Annotated in this window: 17 protein-coding genes; 16 read left to right on the top strand and 1 reads right to left on the bottom strand. The window is 45.0% G+C overall.

Features of this window, described 5'->3' with window-relative positions; genetic code table 11:
* The first annotated feature begins 82 nt into the window (after window positions 1-82).
* From hemA to hemL, 10 genes are all read left to right on the top strand, one after another.
* Window positions 83-1,468 carry a glutamyl-tRNA reductase gene (gene hemA, locus NV379_RS16130; RefSeq protein ID WP_258208350.1) on the top strand — a complete coding sequence of 462 codons (1,386 nt, stop codon included), beginning with the start codon at window positions 83-85 and terminating at the stop codon, window positions 1,466-1,468.
* A gap of 8 nt (window positions 1,469-1,476) precedes the next feature.
* Window positions 1,477-2,295, top strand: a complete 819-nt coding sequence (locus NV379_RS16125; RefSeq protein WP_258208349.1) for a cytochrome C assembly family protein — start codon at window positions 1,477-1,479, stop codon at window positions 2,293-2,295.
* A gap of 5 nt (window positions 2,296-2,300) precedes the next feature.
* Window positions 2,301-3,023: a precorrin-2 dehydrogenase/sirohydrochlorin ferrochelatase family protein gene (locus NV379_RS16120; RefSeq protein ID WP_258208348.1), complete on the top strand. Its 723-nt coding sequence runs from the start codon at window positions 2,301-2,303 to the stop codon at window positions 3,021-3,023.
* The gene (gene hemC / locus NV379_RS16115) at window positions 3,016-3,972 is read left to right on the top strand and encodes a hydroxymethylbilane synthase (RefSeq protein WP_258208347.1); all 957 of its coding nucleotides are present in this window, start codon (window positions 3,016-3,018) and stop codon (window positions 3,970-3,972) included. The genes NV379_RS16120 and hemC overlap by 8 nt, the downstream gene beginning before the upstream one ends.
* Window positions 3,969-5,504, top strand: coding sequence for a uroporphyrinogen-III C-methyltransferase (gene cobA, locus NV379_RS16110; RefSeq protein ID WP_258208346.1), 1,536 nt, complete (start codon window positions 3,969-3,971; stop codon window positions 5,502-5,504). The genes hemC and cobA overlap by 4 nt, the downstream gene beginning before the upstream one ends.
* A 26-nt stretch (window positions 5,505-5,530) precedes the next feature.
* The gene (hemB, locus tag NV379_RS16105; RefSeq protein ID WP_258208345.1) at window positions 5,531-6,526 is read left to right on the top strand and encodes a porphobilinogen synthase; all 996 of its coding nucleotides are present in this window, start codon (window positions 5,531-5,533) and stop codon (window positions 6,524-6,526) included.
* 190 nt (window positions 6,527-6,716) lie between these two features.
* Window positions 6,717-7,763, top strand: a complete 1,047-nt coding sequence (hemE, locus tag NV379_RS16100) for a uroporphyrinogen decarboxylase (protein WP_258208344.1) — start codon at window positions 6,717-6,719, stop codon at window positions 7,761-7,763.
* A 47-nt stretch (window positions 7,764-7,810) separates the two neighbouring features.
* Window positions 7,811-8,734 carry a ferrochelatase gene (hemH, locus tag NV379_RS16095; RefSeq protein WP_258208343.1) on the top strand — a complete coding sequence of 308 codons (924 nt, stop codon included), beginning with the start codon at window positions 7,811-7,813 and terminating at the stop codon, window positions 8,732-8,734.
* 26 nt (window positions 8,735-8,760) lie between these two features.
* On the top strand, window positions 8,761-10,206 hold the full coding sequence (hemG, locus tag NV379_RS16090) for a protoporphyrinogen oxidase (RefSeq protein ID WP_258208342.1): 1,446 nt from the start codon (window positions 8,761-8,763) through the stop codon (window positions 10,204-10,206).
* A gap of 16 nt (window positions 10,207-10,222) precedes the next feature.
* Window positions 10,223-11,527 (top strand): glutamate-1-semialdehyde 2,1-aminomutase, encoded by a 1,305-nt coding sequence (gene hemL / locus NV379_RS16085; protein ID WP_258208341.1) that lies wholly within the window; start codon window positions 10,223-10,225, stop codon window positions 11,525-11,527.
* A gap of 81 nt (window positions 11,528-11,608) precedes the next feature.
* Here hemL and NV379_RS16080 read toward each other — a convergent pair whose 3' ends face one another.
* Entirely contained in the window at window positions 11,609-12,946 is a 1,338-nt protein-coding gene (locus NV379_RS16080; protein ID WP_258208340.1) for a phosphodiester glycosidase family protein, read from the bottom strand.
* Window positions 12,947-13,266: 320 nt separating this feature from the next.
* Between NV379_RS16080 and NV379_RS16075 the strand changes: the two genes are divergently transcribed.
* From NV379_RS16075 to NV379_RS16050, 6 genes are all read left to right on the top strand, one after another.
* Window positions 13,267-14,148 carry an RluA family pseudouridine synthase gene (locus tag NV379_RS16075; RefSeq protein ID WP_258208339.1) on the top strand — a complete coding sequence of 294 codons (882 nt, stop codon included), beginning with the start codon at window positions 13,267-13,269 and terminating at the stop codon, window positions 14,146-14,148.
* Window positions 14,149-14,223: 75 nt separating this feature from the next.
* Window positions 14,224-15,486: a LysM peptidoglycan-binding domain-containing protein gene (locus NV379_RS16070; protein WP_258208338.1), complete on the top strand. Its 1,263-nt coding sequence runs from the start codon at window positions 14,224-14,226 to the stop codon at window positions 15,484-15,486.
* A gap of 129 nt (window positions 15,487-15,615) precedes the next feature.
* Window positions 15,616-16,797 carry an acetyl-CoA C-acetyltransferase gene (locus NV379_RS16065; protein ID WP_258208337.1) on the top strand — a complete coding sequence of 394 codons (1,182 nt, stop codon included), beginning with the start codon at window positions 15,616-15,618 and terminating at the stop codon, window positions 16,795-16,797.
* A gap of 51 nt (window positions 16,798-16,848) precedes the next feature.
* Complete coding sequence (locus NV379_RS16060; RefSeq protein ID WP_258208336.1) at window positions 16,849-18,348, top strand: class I adenylate-forming enzyme family protein; 1,500 nt, start codon at window positions 16,849-16,851, stop codon at window positions 18,346-18,348.
* 86 nt (window positions 18,349-18,434) lie between these two features.
* Window positions 18,435-21,683: an AfsR/SARP family transcriptional regulator gene (locus NV379_RS16055; protein WP_258208335.1), complete on the top strand. Its 3,249-nt coding sequence runs from the start codon at window positions 18,435-18,437 to the stop codon at window positions 21,681-21,683.
* A 49-nt stretch (window positions 21,684-21,732) separates the two neighbouring features.
* Entirely contained in the window at window positions 21,733-23,004 is a 1,272-nt protein-coding gene (locus NV379_RS16050; protein WP_258208334.1) for a substrate-binding domain-containing protein, read from the top strand.
* The last annotated feature ends 46 nt before the right edge of the window (window positions 23,005-23,050 follow it).

The raw sequence follows: 23,050 nt of genomic DNA, 5'->3' as shown, positions 1-23,050 counted from the left end.
AAACTTGGCTAAGGATTAGGACTTTCGCTTGTGATATAATGTACTATGGCATATAATCCGGGCGAAGAAGGAAGTGAGACACATGCATATTGTTGTCGTCGGCTTAAACCATCGTACAGCTCCAGTAGAAGTACGTGAGAAATTTACATTCGCACAAGGCGACTTGCCACAAGCATTGCAAGAACTGAAGAATACAAAAAGCGTGCTTGAGTGTGTCGTTGTAGCCACATGTAATCGTACGGAAATTTACGCGGTGGTGGATAAGCTTCCTCGCTATTCCCATTACATCCGTGGTTTTATTGAAAAATGGTTCAATGTTCCTAGGGAGCAATTCCGGGATTACTTATATAGCTATGAAGAAGACAAGGCAATTCGTCATTTATTTAAAGTGACAGCAGGACTCAATTCAATGATTATTGGCGAGACGCAAATTTTGGGACAAGTGAAAGATGCTTTCTTCCTTGCTCAGCAAAATCAAGCAACAGGCACGATGTTCAACGAATTGTTCAAACAAGCGATTACAACGGCTAAGCGCGCACATTACGAGACTTCGATTGCAGAAAACGCGGTATCCGTATCGTATGCAGCAGTCGAGCTTGGCAAACGTATATTTGGTTCTTATGCGAATAAGAAAGTACTAATCGTCGGTGCTGGCAAAATGGGAGAGCTTACACTCAAACACTTACGCGTTAGCGGACTGAAACAGCTTTACGTCGTGAATCGAACATTCAGCAAGGCACTTGAGCTTGCCGAGTCGGCAGGGGGCACAGCGTGTCAATTTGAGCGTCTAGCAGAGCTGCTGACTGAAGTGGATGTCGTCATTACCTCTACAGGTGCGACAGAGTTTGTCTTAACGCACAAAATGCTGCAAACGGTTGTGGCGCAGCGTAAATCGCGTCCACTCTTTATGATGGATATCGCAGTACCACGTGATGCAGATCCGAAAATCGGCGAGCTTGCGAACGTCTTTTTGTACGATATCGATGATTTGGAAGCACTTGTTGAAAGCAACATGGAAGAACGCCAAAAAGAAGCAGCCAAAATTGAGCTGATGATTGATAACGAGATGATTGCCTTTGAGATGTGGCAGCGTACACTCGGTGTAGCTCCTCTCATTCAAGCGCTTCATCAAAAAGCGAGCAGTGTTCACGAAGAGACGATGGACAGCTTGCTTAAGAAACTGCCTGAGCTAGATGAGCGGCAGATCAAAGTGATTCGTAAGCTGACGAAGAGCATTGTGAATCAGATGCTACGTGATCCCATTGTTCGAATTAAGGAAATGTCCGCACAGCGTCATGGTGATGAAGCACTGGATTATTTTACACAAATATTCGCACTAGAAGAGATATTGGCTGAGCAGCATATGGAATCCGATGAGAAGCAGCACAATCCCAGTAAAGAAAATGAGCAGTCATCAACTACCGTGCAAGGATGGCAGCGTGAGATGACGACGCTTGCTCTTCCATAGAGGAACCTATGATTACTCACAGTGTGTTTTATGATGCGATTCTCTATATCTATGCCCTGAGCCTTCTGTTTTATTTCTCCGATTTTGCCCGGGCAAGCCGGAGTGCTAAGCGGATGGGTGCGGGGCTGCTTTTGTTTGTATGGGTGCTTCAGACCGTGTATCTGGTAACATCCGCACTCAAACATTTGAATAATGTTTCAATGTTTGAGACGTTATTATTATTTTCATGGCTCATTATTACCGTTTCATTTATCGTCAGTCGGTTTGTTCGAATTGAATTGTTCGTGTTCCTCGTTAATGTCGTTGGGTTTGGGATCTTAGCGATTAACTTCTTTAGTAATCCAGCAGTAAAGCCTTCTCTTGCGAATTGGAAAATGAGTGATGAGCTGCTGTTCATGCATATTACACTCGCGCTTGCAAGTTACGTGGCGTTTACAGCTAGTGCCGTATTCTCGGGCATGTATATATTTGTTCACCGCAAGCTTAAGACGAAAGATTGGTCGGCAACGATGAAGCGGATGCCTGCTTTGTATAATGCAGAGAAGTATATGCATAAGTGTGTGATTATTGGATTTCCGTTGTTATTGTTAGCATTAGCACTTGGAATTGCTTGGATAACGATTGAAGGGGACGCGACTTTATTCTATGATGTGAAGGTCATCTTCTCGTTATCATTGCTGCTCGTATATGCGGGGTACTTGTTCTTGAATTATGGAATTAAACTGCCTGGTATTCGGCTTGCGAAATGGAATTTAGCTGCGTTTGCTATCGTGGTCTTAAATTTTGTGGTGACAAACGGTATATCAACCTTTCACGGCTGGAAGTGATAAGCATGGGTTATCCCTATCCGATTATGATCAATCTCGTGAATCAGACTTGTTTAGTCGTCGGTGGCGGACAAGTAGCTGAACGTAAAGTAAGCGGCTTGTTAGAAGCCGGAGCAATCGTACATCTTCTCTCGCCTCATGTCACGGATCGATTGAAAGATTTAATTGATGATAGTCTGGTAGTGTGGTTGGAAGGCAATTATACGAGTGATACAAAGGACATTTTTCAGAAGTATCCGTATCGACTTGTATTCACAGCTACTTCAGAGCAAGCGATAAATGAGCAAGTTGCTCGTGATGCAGCTGAGTCTCATGCTCTTGTGTGTCGAGTCGATCATGCGCAGTTCGGTGACTTCACTGTACCTGCTGTGTTGCGAAGGGGCGACCTTAACATCACGATCTCAACAGGTGGCGCAAGTCCAGCACTCGCTGCTGGGATTAAGCGAGAACTCGAAGAGCGATATGGGGAAGAATACGAGATTTATCTGGAATTTTTGCAAGAACTTCGCGTGAAGTTGAAAGATTGGGTACAATTAAGAGAAGAGCGGAAGGAATTGTTCCGTGGTATTCTGAAGTTGGAGTTATTACCGCTTATTCGACAAGGGAAATCCGTATGGTTGCCGATAAAAGAGCTTATTTGGCTTGAGCTCGAGCTGCAGCCGAATCTAGCAACATTAAATAGATTGAATAATAGAGTGCAGTTGTGGGAGGAGAGATTCGATGCGTAAGATTGTGGTGGGAACAAGACAAAGTGCTCTTGCATTGACACAGACGGGACAAGTTGTCGATCAATTGAAGCAATTGTGTGAGCAGCATGGCATCGCATGTGAATTTGAGATCAAGAAAATTGTAACCAAGGGTGACCGGATCCTCGACGTGACATTATCGAAAGTCGGTGGTAAGGGCTTGTTCGTAAAAGAGATCGAACAGGCGCTATTTGACGGTGAAATTGATATGGCCGTTCACTCGATGAAAGATATGCCATTTGAATTGCCAGAAGGTCTAGTGATTGGAGCGATTCCAGAGCGTGAAGATGCAAGAGATTGCTTAATCTCTGGAAAAGGATACACGCTCGACGATCTGCCGCAAGGCGCACTCGTCGGCACAAGCTCGCTGCGCCGCGCAAGCCAGCTGCAGCATAGACGTCCGGATCTGCGCATCGCATCGATCCGTGGTAATATCGATTCGAGGCTGCGCAAGCTCGAATCCGAAGGCTTTGATGCGATCGTGCTCGCATCCGCCGGTATGCGGCGGATGGGCTGGGCGGATCGCACGGAGCACTTGCTGCCGCCGGAGCACTGTGTACCTGCCGTTGGGCAGGGGGCACTGTGCATCGAATGTCGCGGCGGCGATGGCTTTGTCCTGGAACTGCTCGGCAGGTTCCAGCATGAACCAACCGCGCTCGCTGTGCGAGCGGAGCGCGCGTTCCTGGGCAGCCTCAACGGCGGCTGCCAAGTACCTCTGGGCGCCTACGCAGTCGTGGCGCCTGATACAGGCAGCGGGGCGGAGCCGCTGCTTACGATCTCTGCCATCGTGGGTACGCCCGATGGCAAGACGCTCCTTCGCGAAGAGCTCTCCGGTACGAATCCGGAAGAGCTCGGACTTGCAGTCGCTGCGAAGCTCAAGGCTCGCGGCGCAGATCGTATTTTAGCTGAGGTGAGGGAGGAAGTTCAGTGAATCATGGGAAAGTGTATCTCGTAGGGGCTGGCCCCGGGGATCCCAAACTCATCACGATTCGTGGACTTGAAGCGATTCAAAAGGCGGACGTTATCGTCTATGACAGACTCGCTTCACCGCGCCTACTTAAGCACCGTAAAACGGGATCTAGGCTCATATTTGTCGGTAAACTGCCAGACAAACATATGATGAAACAACATGAAATCAATCAACTTTTAGTTGATTTAGCAATAGAAGGTCATGTCGTCACTCGCCTGAAAGGCGGCGATCCGACTGTATTTGGTCGGGTTGGCGAGGAAGCAGAAACGTTAGCTAATAACAATATTGCGTTTGAAATCGTGCCAGGTGTCACTTCGGCTATCGCCGTACCTGCTTATGCAGGAATTCCGGTTACGTATCGCGATTTAACGTCTTCCTTTGCAGTCGTTACTGGGCATGAATATCCGAATAAGACATACTCTAGGTTAGAATGGGAACATTTGGCGAAGGCTGTTGGCACCATGGTGTTTTTGATGGGTGTTGCCAACTTGGAGCAAATCTGTTCGAGATTGATTGATAACGGCAAGCCGTTAAGTACGCCTGTAGCCATTATTCGTTGGGGAACTTGGATGGAGCAGCGTACGCTTGTCGGCACACTTGAGACGATCGTCGATCAAGTACGGGAAGCAAACTTCCAATCACCAGCTGTCATTATTATCGGTGAGGTGGTCAGCTTGCGTGAGAAGCTTGCATGGTTTGAGAAGAAGCCGTTATTCGGTCAGCGTATTCTAGTGACACGGGCGAGAAGCCAAGCAAGCGAGCTTGCAGAAGCGATTGATGAACTCGGGGGCGAAGCAATTGAATTCCCTGTCATCTCCATTCAAGCACCGACTTCACCGGAAGTGTTAGCGACACTAGATCACGCACTTCATAACCTTGCTGCGTATGAATGGGTATTTTTCACGAGTAGTAACGGGGTGGATTACTTCTTCCGCCGTTTGCGTGAGCTTGGACTCGATATACGTGCACTTACTGGTGCGAAGATTGCGGCAGTTGGTCCGAAAACAGCAGAAGCATTAAGTGAGCGAGGCATTGTAGTCGATATTTATCCAGAGAAATTTCAAGCGGAAGATTTGCTAGAAGCGGTTCGTACGCATCTCAAACAAGGCGATAAGGTGCTTATTCCAACCAATCGATTGGCACGAGGCTTTTTGACTGAGGAGCTTTCGTTACTAGGTATTGAAGTCTCGAAAGTGGAAGCTTATGAGAATATCCCTTGTACGGAAGACAGCGATGAAGTTGTTCGATTGTTAGAAGAACGTGCAATTGGTGTCGTTACGTTTACAAGTTCGTCTACTGTACGCAATTTGTTTGAGGCTCTTGCAGCTAGCGGTGTGAAAGAGCCAATTGAACTCCTTGCAGGTGTTCGAGTAGCTTGTATCGGTCCCAAGACAGCAGAGACGGCAAGAGAATTTGGTCTGGATGTGTCGATACTTGCCGAAGAAGCTACGATTCAAGGTCTTATTGACGCGCTTATTACATCACGAGATTAACGAGATTCAGAGGGGAGAGGAATGTTATGGCATTTCCTACAGTACGTCATCGTCGTTTGCGCAGCTCAGCTGCTATGCGTAATTTAGTTCGTGAAACCACACTTACGGTTCATGATCTTATTCAACCTTTATTCGTTACACATGATACGAATGTGAAGGAAGAGATTCCATCGATGCCGGGTGTTTATCATTTTTCATTAGATCGTATGGATGAAGAAGTGCATCAGATTGCTGAACTTGGCATTCAAGGCATTCTATTGTTCGGTGTACCGGATCACAAGGATGAAGTCGGTTCATCTGCTTATGATGAGCAAGGGATCGTTCAACAGGCGACTCGCCGCATTAAAGCGTTGTATCCTGAATTGCTTGTCATTGCAGACACTTGCTTGTGCCAGTTCACGAATACAGGTCATTGCGGTGTTATCCATCATGATCCAACAACAGGTCGTGCGGATGTAACGAATGATGAGTCTTTAGCGTTACTTACACGCACTGCCGTATCCCAAGCGCGAGCAGGTGCTGATATTATTGCACCATCCAATATGATGGACGGCTTTGTTGCGGCAATTCGTGAAGGTTTAGATGAAGCAGGATTGTCTCATATTCCAATCATGTCTTATTCCGTTAAATATTCTTCTGCTTTCTATGGCCCATTCCGTGATGCTGCTCATTCTGCTCCTCAATTCGGAGATCGCAAGACGTATCAGATGGATCCAGCCAATAGTATGGAAGCACTTCGTGAAGCGGAGAGTGATGTCATTGAAGGTGCGGACTTCTTAATGGTGAAACCTGCCCTTGCATACATGGACGTCATTCGTAGACTGAAGGACAATTTTGATTTGCCGATTGTAGCTTATAACGTATCTGCTGAGTACTCTATGGTGAAAGCAGCAGCAGCGAATGGTTGGATCGATGAGCGTGCGATTGTGCTAGAAACTTTAACAGGATTTAAGCGTGCAGGTGCTGATATTATCCTGACTTATTTTGCAAAAGATGCGGCAAGCTGGCTTCGCCAAAATTAATTGATGTTGCGAGTGAAATAGATCATTGGCAAGCGCGCCATATGTTGTTATTAGAACCATGTTTCTCTTGATGAAACATGGTTCTTTGTCATATATTTGTCGGAAAATCCGGCAGTAGCTCGGTTGTGACCCATAGGCCTTTAGGGCATAATAATAGGTAGCAGTGAAAAAAGTTTCAAAGAGGTGTCTGATGACTTACAACGATAACTTTATACGTGCTTGCAGGAAACAAGAGATTGACACGCTACCCGTATGGTATATGCGCCAAGCTGGACGTTACGATCCTGATTATCGAAAAATAAAAGAGAAGTATTCTTTACTAGAAATTTGTGCACAACCTGAGCTTGCTGCAGAGGTTACGTTAATGCCTGTTCAGAAGCTAGGCGTTGATGCTGCTATTTTATATTCAGATATTATGAATCCGGTTGCTTCGATCGGTATTGATTTTGATATAGTTGCGAACGTTGGTCCTGTGATTGACAATCCGATTCGCACAAAAGCCGATGTGGAGCGTCTTCGTCCTATAGATGTAGAAGGAGATCTTGGGCATGTGCTTGAGACAATTCGCATCTTGGATCGTGAATTAACGGTTCCTCTTATTACGTTTGCAGGTGCACCATTTACGATTGCATCCTATTTAATCGAAGGTCGCCCTTCCAAGAGCTATATTCGTACGAAAGAGATGATGTACGGGAATCCGGAAGTGTGGTTTGCGCTGATGGATAAGCTTGGTGATATGGTGACGACTTATTTGCGTGCTCAAATTGCAAATGGCGCGAAAGCGATTCAGCTATTTGATTCTTGGGTAGGTGCACTTAAACCGTCTGACTTTGAAAGATATGTGTTGCCGACGATTAAGCGAATTTTCGAAGGAATTGCAGACTTGCCACAAGTGAAAATTTATTTCCCAGGTGTCGCATCGGGTGAATTGCTCCCGAGTTTACATGATATTAAAGCAGATGTAATCGGACTTGACTGGCGCATCGGTATTAATGAAGGACGTAAACGTCTAGATCATCGCTTTGCCGTTCAAGGGAACTTGGACCCTTACGTACTCACAGCTCCGATGTCTGTGATTGAAGAACATGCGAAGCAAATTATTGATGAAGGGCTTACGCAGCCAGGATTTATTTTTAATCTTGGACACGGATTGTTCCCTGAGGCATCACTAGATAAGCTTCGTGAACTCACAAGCTATATTCATACGTACTCTCGTTCTTGCTTAACAAAATCATAAATCACCCAGATAAGAGGCAGACTTTATATAGAAAGAAGTGGGTATAAGTGGAAAGAGAACATATTGGTGTACTGGTGATGTCCTATGGCACACCGGAGAGCATGGATCATATCGAACAATACTATACACACATTCGCAGAGGTCATGCTCCAAGCGTTGAGCAGCTCGCTGAATTGACAGAGCGTTACGAAGCGATTGTAGGCGGGGTCTTCCCACTTCGCCAACATACGAATGATCAGGTAACAACACTTGAAGCAACACTCAACCAAGCGCATCCAGATAAACGCTTTAGCTGTTATCAAGGACTCAAGCATGCATCCCCTTACATTGAAGATGGTGTTGAGCAGATGGTGAAAGCAGGCGTATCACGCGGTGTTGGTATTGTGCTTGCTCCACATTATTCGACAATGAGTGTAGGTGCTTATATCAAGCGCGCACAAGAGAAAGCAGACGAGCTTGGTCTTGCAATGACCTTTGTAGAAAGCTATCATTTACATCCTAAGCTGGTTCAAGCATTGACAGAGCGTGTACGAACAAGTTTATTGGGATTTGATGGAGAGCCTGTTCGTGTGTTATTCTCAGCACACAGCTTGCCAGAGAAAATTGTGGAAATGGGAGATCCATATCCAACCCAATTACTAGAGACATCCCGTGCTGTAGCGGAAGCTGCAGGTGTCGCTGACTGGCAGTTTGCATGGCAAAGTGCAGGACGTACATCCGTGCCATGGCTGGGTCCAGACATTCTTGATGTCGTACAGACAATTAAGCAAGAAGAGTCGATTCGAAATGTACTCGTATGTCCGCTAGGATTCGTATCCGATCATTTGGAAGTTCTTTATGATCTGGATATTGAAGCAAAAGAGGTAGCAGCTGAACTCGGAATGAAGCTTACACGTACAGCTTCACTCAATTCAGACCCGCTTTATATGCAAACCTTAAGTGATGCTGTATATGCGAAGCTTAGCGAGTAAACTCGCTTATGAAAGGTTAGATCCCGATGGAACTTCAAACAAAGAAAATTGCAGTCATAGGTGGCGGCATAACAGGATTAAGTGCCGCTTATTATGTGCATAAACAACTAGAGAAACAAGGTCTTGAAGCTGAAATTCAAGTGTATGAGGCTTCACCGCACTTTGGCGGTAAGATTCATACGAAACAGCGCGAGGGTATTCTTTTTGAAAAAGGACCGGATTCATTCTTGTCCCGTAAATTGCCAATCATTGAACTTACGAAGGAGCTTGGTTTAGAAGGGGAGTTAACAGGCACTAATCCAGATGCGAAGAAGACATATATTTTGCATCGTGGAGAGTTGCATCCGATGCCAGATGGGCTTGTGCTGGGCATTCCGTCCAAAATTTCACCTTTTATCGGAACATCGTTAATTTCACCTGCAGGCAAACTTCGGGCATTAATGGATCTTATCCTTCCGCGAAGAGATGATATAGCGGATGAGTCATTGGGTGACTTTCTTGAACGGCGACTTGGAAGTGAAGTACTAGACCGCATTGCAGAACCACTACTTGCAGGCATTTATGCAGGGGATACGCATGAGCTTTCTTTACAAGCGACATTCCCTCAATTTGCAAATATGGAACGTAAATATAGAAGTTTAATATTAGGTACAATGCGTGCGAAAAAGGCGCCTCAGCCTAATTTACCCAGTATACCATCAGCAGCTGGTAAATCGATGTTCATGACGTATCGTAAGGGACTCAAGACGCTAGTCGATGGTTTACTCGGTGCGCTGCAGGATCATGCAGATTTGTACAATAATATCGTTGTTGATCGCATTGTTAAACAAGTGGGACAAGACAGCTATGAACTGTTCCTATCAGACGGTACCAAAGAGATTGTTCATTACGTGATCATTGCGTTACCTGCTTATCAGACAGCGAAATTGCTGGCCGATATTGCAAGTTCAGCCGTTCTTGATAAATTGGAGTATGTGTCGGTAGCCAATGTTGTTCTCGCTTACAAACGCGATGAACTGAATTACAATTTTGATGGATCAGGATTTGTTATTCCGCGTAGTGAAAAACGCTTTATAACGGCATGTACCTTTACTTCGGAAAAATGGCTGCATACCGCGCCTAAAGATAAAGTGCTCATTCGCTGTTACGTAGGACGTTCGGGTCAGCAGGAATGGACGCAATTGACTGAAGAGCAGATGGTTCAGCGCGTACGCCAAGACTTGCAAGAAATCATGGGAATACAAGCAGAACCATTGTTTACAGAAGTTACACCACTTCATCGCTCGATGCCGCAATATGGTGTTGGGCATCTGGATCGGATTGAAACATTGCGTAACGATTTGAAGCAAGTAATGCCGCACGTATGGGCTACAGGCGCTTGTTTCCATGGGGTAGGGTTGCCGGATTGTATTCGACAAGGTCGTGAAGCTGCCGAATACATTGTTGGGCATATGAAAGAAACAATGAAGTAGGATGGGGGCTAGGGTAATGACGAATACAACTAGAAAAGATACACGTTCTGCTGCGGCATTTGCTGAAGCGAAGCAATATATACCTGGAGGCGTTAACTCCCCGGTTCGGGCGTTTCGCTCTGTAGGATTAACACCTGTCTATATGGATCGTGGTCAAGGCTCACGCGTATATGATATTGATGGCAATACATTCATCGATTATGTATGCTCATGGGGTCCGCTCATTATGGGACATGCACATCCTGAAGTGGTTGAGGCGGTAACACAGACTGCGCTTAAGGGTATGAGCTTTGGAGCACCGACACTAATTGAGACAGAGATGGCGAAGCTTGTTACATCTCGCATTCCATCGATGGAGATTGTACGTATGGTGAACTCGGGCACAGAGGCAACGATGAGTGCGATTCGTCTTGCACGCGGCTATACGAAGCGCAACAAGATCTTGAAGTTCGAAGGTAGCTATCATGGTCATGCAGATTCCTTGCTCATTAAAGCAGGTTCAGGCGTTGCGACACTCGGTCTTCCGGATTCGCCCGGTGTACCGGAAAGCGTTGCAAGTAATACAATTACGGTCCCATATAACGATCTAGCAACTGTGGAGCTTGTGTTTGAGCGCTTTGGTGAAGACATTGCAGCGATCATTGTTGAACCAATCGCAGGTAATATGGGGGTTGTTCCACCGCTTCCAGGCTTCTTGGAGGGACTTCGCCGTGTAACGAAAGAGTACGGCGCATTGCTTATTTTTGATGAAGTCATGACAGGTTTCCGTGTGGGCTTACATTCTGCTCAAGGTTTGTTAGGTATCGACCCGGATATTACGTGCCTAGGTAAAGTCATTGGTGGTGGACTGCCAGTTGGCGCTTACGGTGGTAAACGTGAAATTCTTGAGCAAATTGCACCGAGTGGTCCGATTTATCAAGCGGGTACGTTGTCAGGTAACCCACTTGCAATGGCTGCTGGTTATACGACACTTAAGCTTCTTGGTGAACCAGGTGTATATGAGGATCTTGAGCGCAAAGCGGCACGTCTTGAAGAGGGCTTTACGCGTAATGCGCAGGAGCTTGGTATTCCTTGTACGATTAACCGTGTAGGTTCGATGGTATGTCCGTTCTTCATCGATCAGAAAGTGACGAATTACGATATCGCAAAACAGTCTAATTTGGAGATGTTTAAAGCGTACTTCTCTAATATGCTGGATCAAGGCATTTCGATCGCGCCATCCCAGTTTGAGGGTATGTTCGTATCGGCAGCACATACGGATGAAGATATCGAGATTACGATTACTGCGAACCGCCGTGCGTTAGAAAAACTCGCTAAATAGACAACACAGCATATAAATGAAGAGCACGAACCGAGTTATCAATGTAACTCGGTTCGTGCTCTTTTCTGTGAATCGTATGTATTAAGGTGTTTGAGAAGGTACAACTTCATTATTGTTATTGTTCGCTGGAGCATGCTGTGTTTCATTCTGCTCCTTAGATTCTGTAGCAGGTGATTGCTCTGATTTTGTCGTTGGTTTGGTACTTGATTCTTGATTAGAAGACTCAGTAGATGAATTTTTATTGTTGCCAGAGGGAGGAGATCCCTCTGGCTTTTTGGTAGGACTATTTTGTTTGTTGTTGTTGTTGTTGCTGTTTTGATTTTTCTTGGCTTTATCTTGCTGCTCTTTAATGTAATCCGGGTGGTCATAACTGCCGCCTGGATCAATATTCGTTAAGCCATCCCATACGCCGTCAACTTTAATGGATTCAGGATTTTCAAATACTAAGAAACCAGTTGGTAATCGACGCTCACCGTAACGAGAAGATGGACTCGTAAGCAGTTCATTATTAAATACCATCTCAGAAGAAGCACCGCCATCTAAGAATCCAGCATTAATACAGCCTTCTTCTAAAAGTAAATCTTGAACTTCGCGAAGTGTAGCGCCGACACTGTGTGCTTGACGCCCATCAATTACGATAAAGATAACTGTTCCATCTGCACGTTGTCCAACTGCTGTACGCGGAGCACGACCCCAACCGCCATCACCTTTCGTAATAAGTGGGTTACCGTTAGCAATAACACGTGGATAGAACGATACAGCTTCAGTTACACCTAGTTTTCGTAATTCATTAACGGAATATTTACCGATAATAAGTGTTCCGTCTTTGGTAAATCCTACGATATGTTGACCAACATCATCGCCTGTATCTGTAAATAGAAGTTTGCCGCCAGACATAATCGCACCAATTGCGGCAAATCCATTACCTAAACCTTCTGGATCACTGAAACCACCGCCGTTTACACCACCGATAGCTCCAGTACGTTCCACCATCGAAGTAATGCGTTCTCCCTCCCCTTGTTTATGTGGGACAACGACACGAATTGCATGTGGATCGTACACGTACATTTTTTTACCAACCCATGTATCACCTTTAATATCAACGACTTCAGCAAGTTTACCTTCGTGCTTACGACGTGTAACAGCGCCTAAGTCTTGTTTTTCTTCTGCATTATCATCACTCATTCGCTGCATAGCAGCAACCATTTCATCACGTTTTTCACTACCGACGAAGATCCATGCCCAATCTCGATGCTGGGTTGTAATAACGGTTTCGGCTAGGAACATCCGAATTTTACTTCCTGGTCCTGTGAAATATAAGAAGGATGAGGAAAAAAAGATAGCTAGTGTAACTAATAATAGAGCTCGCTTAAAAGTGCCCCAATTGCCAATACTGCTAAATAAACCTTGCTTATTCAATTGTTCTCACACTCCTAAGATCCTCAGCTTGGGATCTTTTTTATTTATTAAATTACACATATAATAGTTGTAGTCGGTGTAGATATATGTCGATTTTTGTAAAAAAACAGTACGAAAGCCTCTCCTATTCTATCATAGAAAAGGATGTTAATATAATGGTAATTGTTAAAGTTTATAATCATGTTTTGGAAATTAGGTGACTAAATGTTTGGTAAACGTTATTTTTTCTTTGGTTTTCCGTTTGAACTGATCGTTCTATGCATTGGTTTCGGCGTATTGTTAGTAGGCATTTTACTCTATATGTACATGGGGCGCAAGCGATGAGGGGTTTGATACGTAAGGGAGAATGGCTGTCAATTCCACTTTCTGGAGATGAAGCATCTTCCTATGAAGAGGTCAATCGCCAAATACAAGTCCCACTTAAATATTGGAATCGACTGAAGAGCCGCGGTGACATCAAGTCACAGGGCGGACGTCTATTACTTCGTCTTTTTCCGGAACAATCTGGGCCTTTCGTCTCACAGTGGGGTGATGTTGATATTGTTTACGAGGATGATTGGTGCCTTGTTGTCAATAAACCTGCAGGGATTGCGGTTCATCCGGCTTCCCCAGATCAAGTAGGGACACTCGGCAATCAGTTAGCCTCTTATTACGAAATGACGGGACAAGCGTGTCGTGTACGGCATATACATCGCTTAGATGCGGATACAACGGGACTTGTTTTGTATGCAAAAAATGAACTTGCCCAGCTTCACCTTGATGAAGCGATGCGTCAAAAGACAATTAACCGCACGTATTTGGCGATTGCAGAAGGTCATTTTACAAAAGTTCAAGGGACTATTGATGCACCGATTGGTAAGGATCGACACACAACAGGAAAGCGGCGAGTATCGACTAATGGTGATGCAGCCCTAACGCACTATCGAGTAATCGAACAAATGAAAGATGCAGCGCTTGTTGAGGTTGAACTAGAGACAGGTCGGACACATCAGATCCGCGTTCATATAAGCTACTTGGGTCATCCCTTAATTGGGGATCGTTTATATGGAGGTAATCAAGAACTGCTGCCTAGACAAGCGCTTCACGGATATAAACTAAGTTTCGAGCATCCTATTACATCAGAAGCAATTGAACTGGAGTGTCCGATCCCATCCGATTTGCAGGAGTTGTACGAAGGGTTAAGTGCCTCCGGAAAAATGTAGGCATGCTCGGCTCCCTCCCACAATATAATCGTAGAGACGATGATATCGGTTGATTGGGAAGGGAGGACGATTATTGTGGCTGATAAAGGGAAAGGCTTACGATTCGATATTTATGAACGCGTTCATCTAGCGGATGAATCGATAGGCATTCAAGAACTAACTGAAGTTGAACTAGTTCCACATATTCAAGTCGTTGTACAACAAGAACAAGCGGTTCTCAAAGGAAATTTACTGCTTTCTGGGCAGTATGTTGGTGATATCGATGCGGATAAGCGAACATTGGAACATCTTATACCCGTTGAAATTACGCTGCCCATGAGTCGAATTAACAAGATTGAGGATATTATGGTGGAGATTGAAAATTTCGATGTAGAACTGCTCTCTACACGAAATTTGAATGTGACAGGGGTGTTGTCGCTACATGGTGTTGAAGTGACATCGATCCAACCCGCAGAACCGTCCTGGATGCAAGAGGAGATGTCATTCAAGCATGAAATGAATGCTCCTCGTTGGGATCAAGCAGACGAAGATGAAGTAGAGAAACAAGTGTCGGGAGTTGCTTCACTCGATGAACCATGGACATCAGCTGAACCTATCCAGACCTATCAGCCGTGGCATTCCCCTCCTCCTGATTATCGGGAGGATGAAGTGAAGTCCGAATGGCATGCGCCTGCTATTGAACCATCCGTTACTAGTTCGGATGCAGAAGCGAAAGCGGATGCTTATGTACCGATTACTGAGCCGGATCAAGTGCGTCCAATTGTTGAGGATCAGGTGCATGAGCTAGCACAAACTCATGTGCTAGCTCAGTCGCAAGAAGATGAGTCACATGCGGATGCGTATTCAAACTTTCAGGCACCGTTTGATCTAAATGCTAACTTTCAACATCAACCAGCGGATCATGCAGTTGCTGCTTATGAAGTTCCAATCTCGAACATCGTCATGGAAGAACCCAAGGAGTTAAAAGTTGCTTTTGCGAGTAAGCAATCTGTTGACAGTCATACGCAAGAGCCGCATGAGCAACCGATAAGCAAGCCTTACGGAATTCAATCGCTCATTAAGCCAAGCGGTTCTAATGATACGAGAGTAGATAGTGTTCCGGCTGTAACAGAATCAGATTCTTCACGGATGAATGGATTGGAATGGCGTCGTTTATTCCTTCGGGAAGATTCGGACAACAATAAATTTAAGAGTGTTAAATTGTGCATTGTACAAAAAGAAGACAATATCGAAAATATCGCACGTAAGTACAGTGTGAATCAACGTGAGCTGTTGCATTACAATGCAAAAAGCGCGGAGGAAGTACAAGTCGGTCAAATTTTGTACATTCCGAGATAATCAAATATATGTTTTAGAAAAAAATCCTCCTATTCTTCGGAAAAGAAGGATTTTTTTGCTTTTGTAACTAATTTGTAACTCGATCATGGTTTACTACAAATACACGATACAAGGTGGGTGGAGATAGTCATGAAAGAGATCGTTATCGCAAGCGCCGTACGTACTCCAATTGGTTCATTTCTTGGAGGACTTCAAGATGTATCCGCTGTTGAACTAGGAGCACATGTCATCCAAGAAGCGTTAAAACGAGCGAATGTTCCTGGAGAAGCAGTAGATGAGGTGCTAATGGGCAATGTATTGCAAGCTGGACTTGGACAGAATCCAGCACGGCAGGCACAGATGAAGGCAGGGATTCCCTATACGGCTAATGCCACAACGATTAATATCGTGTGCGGATCAGGACTAAAGGCTGTGATGCAGGCAGTGCAAACGATACGAAGCGGCGAAGCCCAATTAATGGTTGCAGGTGGTATGGAAAATATGAGCCAGGCACCTTATATACTGAAGAAAGCTCGTACGGGTTACCGGATGGGTGACGGACAGCTGGTAGATGTAATGATGAACGACGGATTAGCTTGTGCAATCCTAGATATAGGTATGGGAATTACTGCAGAGTCCATTGCAGCTAAGTACGGGATTACGCGTGAGGAGCAGGATGCTTTTGCTTTGTCTAGTCAGCAGAAAGTAGAGCAAGCTCGTTTAACAGGTATGTTTGATGAAGAACTAACACCTGTTACTTATTTCGATAAAAAAGGAAAACCGGTATCTATTGTAGCCGATGAACACCCACGAGCTGGCATGACAATCGATATGCTGGCGAAGCTCAAGCCTTCTTTTCAAAGGGATGGGAGTGTAACAGCCGGAAACAGTTCAGGCATTAATGATGGTGCCGCGGCGGTTGTCGTATGCTCGAAAGAGCGAGCAATGGAACTAGATTTACAACCACTTGCTAAAATTCGCTCGTTCGCGGCAGCGGGTGTAGATCCAGCTTATATGGGACTTGGACCTGTTCCTGCCGTCCGCCTCGCATTGCAATCGGCTGGATTAACAATGAACGACATTGGACTTGTGGAACTAAATGAAGCATTCTCGGTGCAATCTCTTGCTGTGATGCGAGACTTAGAACTTGATCCATCCATTGTTAATCCATATGGTGGTGCGATTGCACTAGGTCACCCAATTGGTGCTAGTGGTGCGCGTGTCCTAACAACTCTGCTGCATGGGATGAAGCGAAGATCGGTGGAATTGGGGCTAGTATCCCTTTGCGTAGGTGGCGGGCAAGGTGTAGCCATGGTTGTGGAACAGCTATAAGGTAGATGAGTTAAGGGAGTGTCGAATGTGCTTTTGGAGGTTGAAACAGCGATGAATTCTGTGATCAATTGGATGGAGAGCAGATGTTTACTATCAGCTGAACATCGAGCTGTAATCGACAGTGAAACAGGTGAGAGTTGGACGTACAGTCAATTGTGGCAGGGTATTAACAACATGGCTCATTATTTAACGATTGTTGGCATTCAGCCAGGCGATAGAGTTGCATTGTTAGCTCCGAATCATCGGGTATACGTTGATTTGTTGTTTGCTTGCGGCAGAATAGGAGCGGTACTTGTTCCGCTGAATTGGAAGCTAGCAACTCAAGAGATGAATTACATATTGGAAGACTGCACCCCTAAGCTAATCGTCGTACATCCTGATTTATCGGATGTGGCAGCTCCGCTTAAGTCTGAGTCATGGAACTTTCTACATATGGACAGTGAAGCTTATCGCTTGTTAATGCAGCCCTTGTCCGGTAATGGGCCTATTAAGCAAGTATCGATTGAACTGACGCATCCCTTAGCGATCATTTATACGGGCGGTACAACGGGTCATCCCAAAGGGGTTGTCCTTAGTCATCAGTCGATATTCTGGAATGCCACCAATACGATTGCGAGTTGGAATTTAACAGAGTCCGATGTTACACCGACTTATTTGCCCATGTTTCATACAGGTGGTCTGAATGCATTGTCCATTCCAGTGCTGATGGCTGGGGGAAGCGTGATTATTGCACGGCAATTTGATCCGATTCAGTCGATGGAACTGTTGATCCAAGCGCGCTGCACAATCGTACTTATGGTACCGACGATGTATCACATGCTTATCCAATCACCGGAATTTGATCGCTTTCATTTTCCGAAAAGTTTGACATTTCTATCAGGTGGAGCACCTTGTCCACTAACGATCTATGAGGCATTTGCGGCAAAAGGATTAGCGTTTAAAGAAGGCTATGGAGGGACGGAAACGGGACCAAACAATTTCTGTGTTCATCCTGATCAAGCAAGACGCAAGCCAGGGACAGTTGGGAAGTCCATGCTATTCGGGGATGTTAGGCTTGTAGATGACAAGGGTAGCAATGTCTCAATTGGCGAAATAGGCGAGCTTGTGCTCAAAGGCGGCCATTTGTTTGAATCCTACTGGAGACAACCTGACCTCACACGCCATGTGAAGCGGGATGGTTGGTTCTACACCGGTGATTTATGTAGGCAGGATGAAGATGGCGATTATTATATCGTTGGGCGTAAGAAGGATATGATTATTACCGGCGGGGAGAATGTGTATCCGCTTGAAGTGGAACAGTTTCTGCACAGACATCCTGACATCGAGGATGCAGCGGTAGTTGGTGTGCCTGATGCGAAATGGGGAGAAATTGTTGCCGCACTTGTTGTGTTAAAAGAAGGCATAACGCTCACAGAAGAGGAACTGCGTCAGTATTGCTCGCAAGCGATTGCAAAATATAAAGTGCCGAAGTACATTCGCTTCGTTGAACATTTACCGAAAACAACCGTAGGTAAATTGGATAAAAAAAGGATTGTACAGAGCTTTCAATAATACTTGGTACCCGCCAAGTATTTTTCTGTTGTAGAATAGAGTTATATATCTGAATATTAAATTATTTTCCAGCTAGGGGGTTGGAAATGAAGACCGAGAATATGATTCTAATGACCAAATTAGCAGCTCCTCATTTGAAAAAGCATATGCTCAGACGCTCAATTTTGACTAAAAAGTTGAAGTGTATCGAGGAATACCCGGTAACACTCGTTCATTCAGGTCCGGGTTATGGGAAAAGCACGGCTTTATCAGCTTTTGTCCATACAGAGAACATTACATATTGCTGGTACAGTGCATCGGCTCAAGACGATGATCTAGTACCGTTTCTTCATTATGTTATTTATGCGATTCGCAAGCAATTTAATGAGTTTGGTTCCGATTTGTTAACGCGCATGCGTCTTGGTGAACAATTTACTCAGGAAAAAGAAATTCATACGCTGTGCGAAGCCTTTATTAATGAATTATTAACGATCAAGCAAGAGCTTGTATTCATTATTGATGATCTTCATTTCATCATGCATTCAACTGCAATTAATCGATTTATGCATAAATGGCTAAGTCACATGCCAAGCAATTTCCATCTAGTATTGTCGAGCCGAACACTTCCGAAATGGGATCTTCTTACTTCAATGGCGATTCGAGGCGATCTGCTTGAAATCAGGGAGAAAGACTTTGCATTCTCAGAAGAAGAAATTGAAGTGCTGTTCACGGACAATTATGAGTTCGCCTTGCGACCAGATGAAGCACGACGCATTTATCAGAAAACAGAGGGCTGGGTTATTGCAATTCAGCTTATATGGCAACGACTACTGCTTACAGGAGGTAGTGTTCAAGCGGTACTCGGTGCAAGTACAGAGACGATGGAAGGTTTATTTCGCTTCTTGGCGCTGGAAGTGTTTCAGAAGCTGTCCCCAGAGATGAATCAATTCATGTTAGAGACAAGCATTCTGGAAGAACTGACAGGTGAGCTATGTGATCAGATTTTTGATCGAAGTGAGTCCCATGCGTTATTGAATCAGGTCAGCAGTCAAAATTTATTCTTAGTGTCGTTAGGAAATGGACAATTCCGTTATCATGCATTGTTTAAAGAGTTTTTGCATGATGAACTGCGCAAGCATAAACAGGAATACATCGAGCTTCACCGTGTTGCGGCTAGATACTATGAACGAAATGGCAAGCAGGATCAAGCGATTTACCATTTGGATGCCATTGGTGATGACTATGCACTAGCACAAGTGCTGCAAACCTATGGTCGGCAGATGATTGATCATGGTCAATTAGAAAGTTTGCTACAGCGGGTCAAGAATATCCCTGAACGATTGAAGACCCAGTTCTATATGCTATGGATTTATGAAGGGGAGATTCATCGGTATCGCTGTGCGTTCGAGCAATCGCTCACCTGTTATTGCAAAGGGGAGGAAGTTGCAGCCAAGTATAGCGATTCCTTCGTTCGCAGTCTTGCATTAGAAGGGCAAGCACGTATTTACCTAGATACGATTCAGCCGGGAAAAGCAGAGGCATTGCTTGAGAAGTCCATATCAATATTAGAACAAGAAGATCAGCCTATGCATGAACATTTGCTGCGTTTATATGGCTTGATGGCAGAAAATCTCGTGAATTCAGGTCGTGCGGCTCAAGCAGAGCTATGGTATGCGCGTTGTCGAGAGTTAAATTCCAATTTTCAAGATGAACAGTTGGAAGCACGTATGCATCTAAGGACAGGACGTTTACGGCAAGCGAAAAAGGTGCTCGAACGCATCAGTCGCTTGGAATTACAATTAGGCAAGAAACAGTTATCTCGCTCACATCGGGAAATCAATCTGCTTCTTGCGCTTGTCGAAGCGATGGTTGGCGATGCCGAAGCAGCAAAGCAGCTTGCTGAATCAGGAATGATGCAAGGTATAGAGCTGAAAGCACCGTTCGTAGAAGCTTGTGGATGGATGCGAATGGGGCATGCCGCACAATTGATGCCGAAATATACATTTTCAATAGCACATAATTGCTATCGAACATCGCAGGATATGATGGAGCAGCTTGATGTGTCCAGAGGAAAAGCAGAACCGCTCATGGGACTGTGTTTGCTGTTCGGTCGAGAAGGGTTGATGGAGCAAGCGCTGCAATATGGTAAAGAAGCTTTAGTTGAGACGATGAAAGTGAATGATGATTGGTTGTCTGCCCTTATTCGGACATCACTTGGTGTTTCTTTGTTCTACGCTCGCAAATTATCGGAAGCGCTTGCAATGTTCCAAGAATGCCAAGAACAATTCGTTCGTGTTGGCGACAGCTATGGGGTAACCGTATCTTTGTTGTGGCAATCGATGATTGCTTATCAAATGGAATCTTCCACCGAATCATTTGGCAAAGTGATGGGAGCGTTCTTGCGGATGATGCAGGCAGGTGAATATGATTTTCTAATCGAAAAGCGTACATTGTTCGGACCTACCGATATCCAGCAGATCGTTCCGCTCCTTATCGAAGCCCAGCGGCTTGATATTCAAAGTCATTATGTGTCCTATTTGTTTAATCAATTGGGGCTTGAACATATGACCTATCACCCTGGATATACACTGCGGATCGATACACTCGGGCAATTCCGAGTATGGCTTGGCGATCGGGAACTTATCGAGAAAGATTGGCAGCGTGGCAAGGCCAAAGAGTTGTTTCAACTGCTCTTGATCAAGCGTCAGCGCCTAGTGACGAAGGATGAGATCTTGTCATTGCTTTTTTCCAATATGGATGAGAAATCTGCCAACCGAGATTTTAAAGTAGCGCTTAATGCGCTTAACACGGCGCTAGAGCCGAATCGGCAGGCGCGGGTGAATCCTTTTTTCATCCAAAGACAAGCTTCTTCCTATGGGTTGAATATCGCTGCTGGCTTGATACTAGATTCCGTTGATTTTGAAAATTTAATGAAGGCAGGTTTGGAAGAGCAGCGAGATGATCGAGCTATTCGTTATTTGGAAAAAGGACTTGAGTTATATCTCGGCGACTTTCTGCCTGATCGTAGATTTGAGGATTGGTGCATTGAGGAGCGGGAACGACTATTAGTCTTTTTCCTAAGAGGTGCGGAGCGATTGGCTAAGTTACTTGTCAAGATCAGGCAGTATGATCGTGCGATTCATTGGTGTGAGCAGATGCTGCTCAAAGATAGTTGCTGGGAAGAGGCTTATCGCTTGCTCATGCAGTGCCATTACCAGATGAATAATCGTAATCAAGCAATGAAGTGGTATCACAAATGTTGTCAAGTATTGGGGGATGAGCTTGGAATCGAGCCGATGCCCATAACGAAGCAATTGTACCTACTCCTTATGCAGACAGATGTAACTCATTTGTAACTCGCTGCCTATACGATGAGAGTAATACAAGGTAAGGGGGATTTGCTCAATGTTTGTCCATCAATTAGCACGTAAAGGAAGTCTACTTTTAGTCGGTGCAGCTTTGTTGTTATCCGCATGTGGAAGTAATCAAGCCAGTGGTGGAAATTCAAGCGCGGCATCTAGCAGCCCGAGTGCTACATCAACAGTAAGTACACCAGCTGCATCAGGTAAACCGATTAAGATCGGGGTTCTTGCTTCACTCACAGGTGCATTAGAAAGCTATGGCAAGCAGACGACTAAAGGGTTCGAGCTCGGCATCGATTATGCGACAAAAGGAACTCGAAACATTGCAGGGCACCCTATCGAATTCATTATTGAAGATACAGAAACAAAATCGGATGTTGCAGTAAAAAAAGCAACGAAGCTGCTTGATCAAGATAAGGTTGATTTCCTTGTCGGATCGTCCAGTTCTGGTGATACCTTAGCTGTGTTGCCGCTTGCTCAAGAATACAAGAAAGTGATGGTCGTAGAACCGGCAGTTGCAGACAGCATCACAGGACAATTCTGGAATAAATATGTATTCCGCACAGCACGTAATTCTTCACAAGATGCGGCAGCAGGTGCAGCAGCCATTGCGAAGCAAGGAACGAAGATTGCAACCTTCGCTCCAGACAGCGCTTTTGGACGGGATGGAATTAATGCATTTAAGGAATCTGCACAAAAACTAGGAGCCCAAATTGTATCGGAACAATATGCGGATGCAGCTGCAACGGATTTTACAGCTAATATCCAGAAGATCTTAAGTTCAAAGCCGGATTACTTGTTCGTGGTATGGGCAGGCGCGAATACGCCTTGGAAGCAGTTGCAGGATATGAAGGTGCAGCAGCAGGGCATTAAGATTTCGACAGGTGCACCGGATATTGCAGCTTTGAAAACGATGAATGATTTGATCGGAATGGAAGGCTTCTCGGTTTATTACAATGAGCTTCCGAAGACAGACACGAATAAATGGCTTGTGGATGAGCATAAGAAACGGTTTAACGGCGAAGTGCCGGATCTGTTCACAGCAGGTGGAATGAGTGCAGCGATTGCGGTTGTCGAGGCGATCAAGAAAACGAATGGTGATGTCGACGCAGAGAAGCTAATCAAGGCGATGGAAGGCATGTCTTTTGAGACGCCAAAAGGTACGATGACATTCCGTCCGGAAGATCATCAAGCGCTCCAACCTTTGTATGCCATTAAGCTTGAGAAAAAAGAAGGCGTTGCGTATCCAGTTCCTGTGTTAATGCGTGAATTGACGAAAGAAGAGACGACACCACCGATTCGAAATAAGAAATAAACGCAATAAAAAGTAATCGCAATAAAAAAGTAATGAGGTGCTGAAT

The sequence above is a fragment of the Paenibacillus radicibacter genome, assembly GCF_024721995.1.
In the GTDB taxonomy this organism is placed as follows: Bacteria; Bacillota; Bacilli; order Paenibacillales; family NBRC-103111; genus Paenibacillus_AM; species Paenibacillus_AM radicibacter.
The sequence above is the reverse complement of the archived record's forward strand: the minus strand, read 5'-3'. Positions and strand labels throughout refer to the sequence as shown.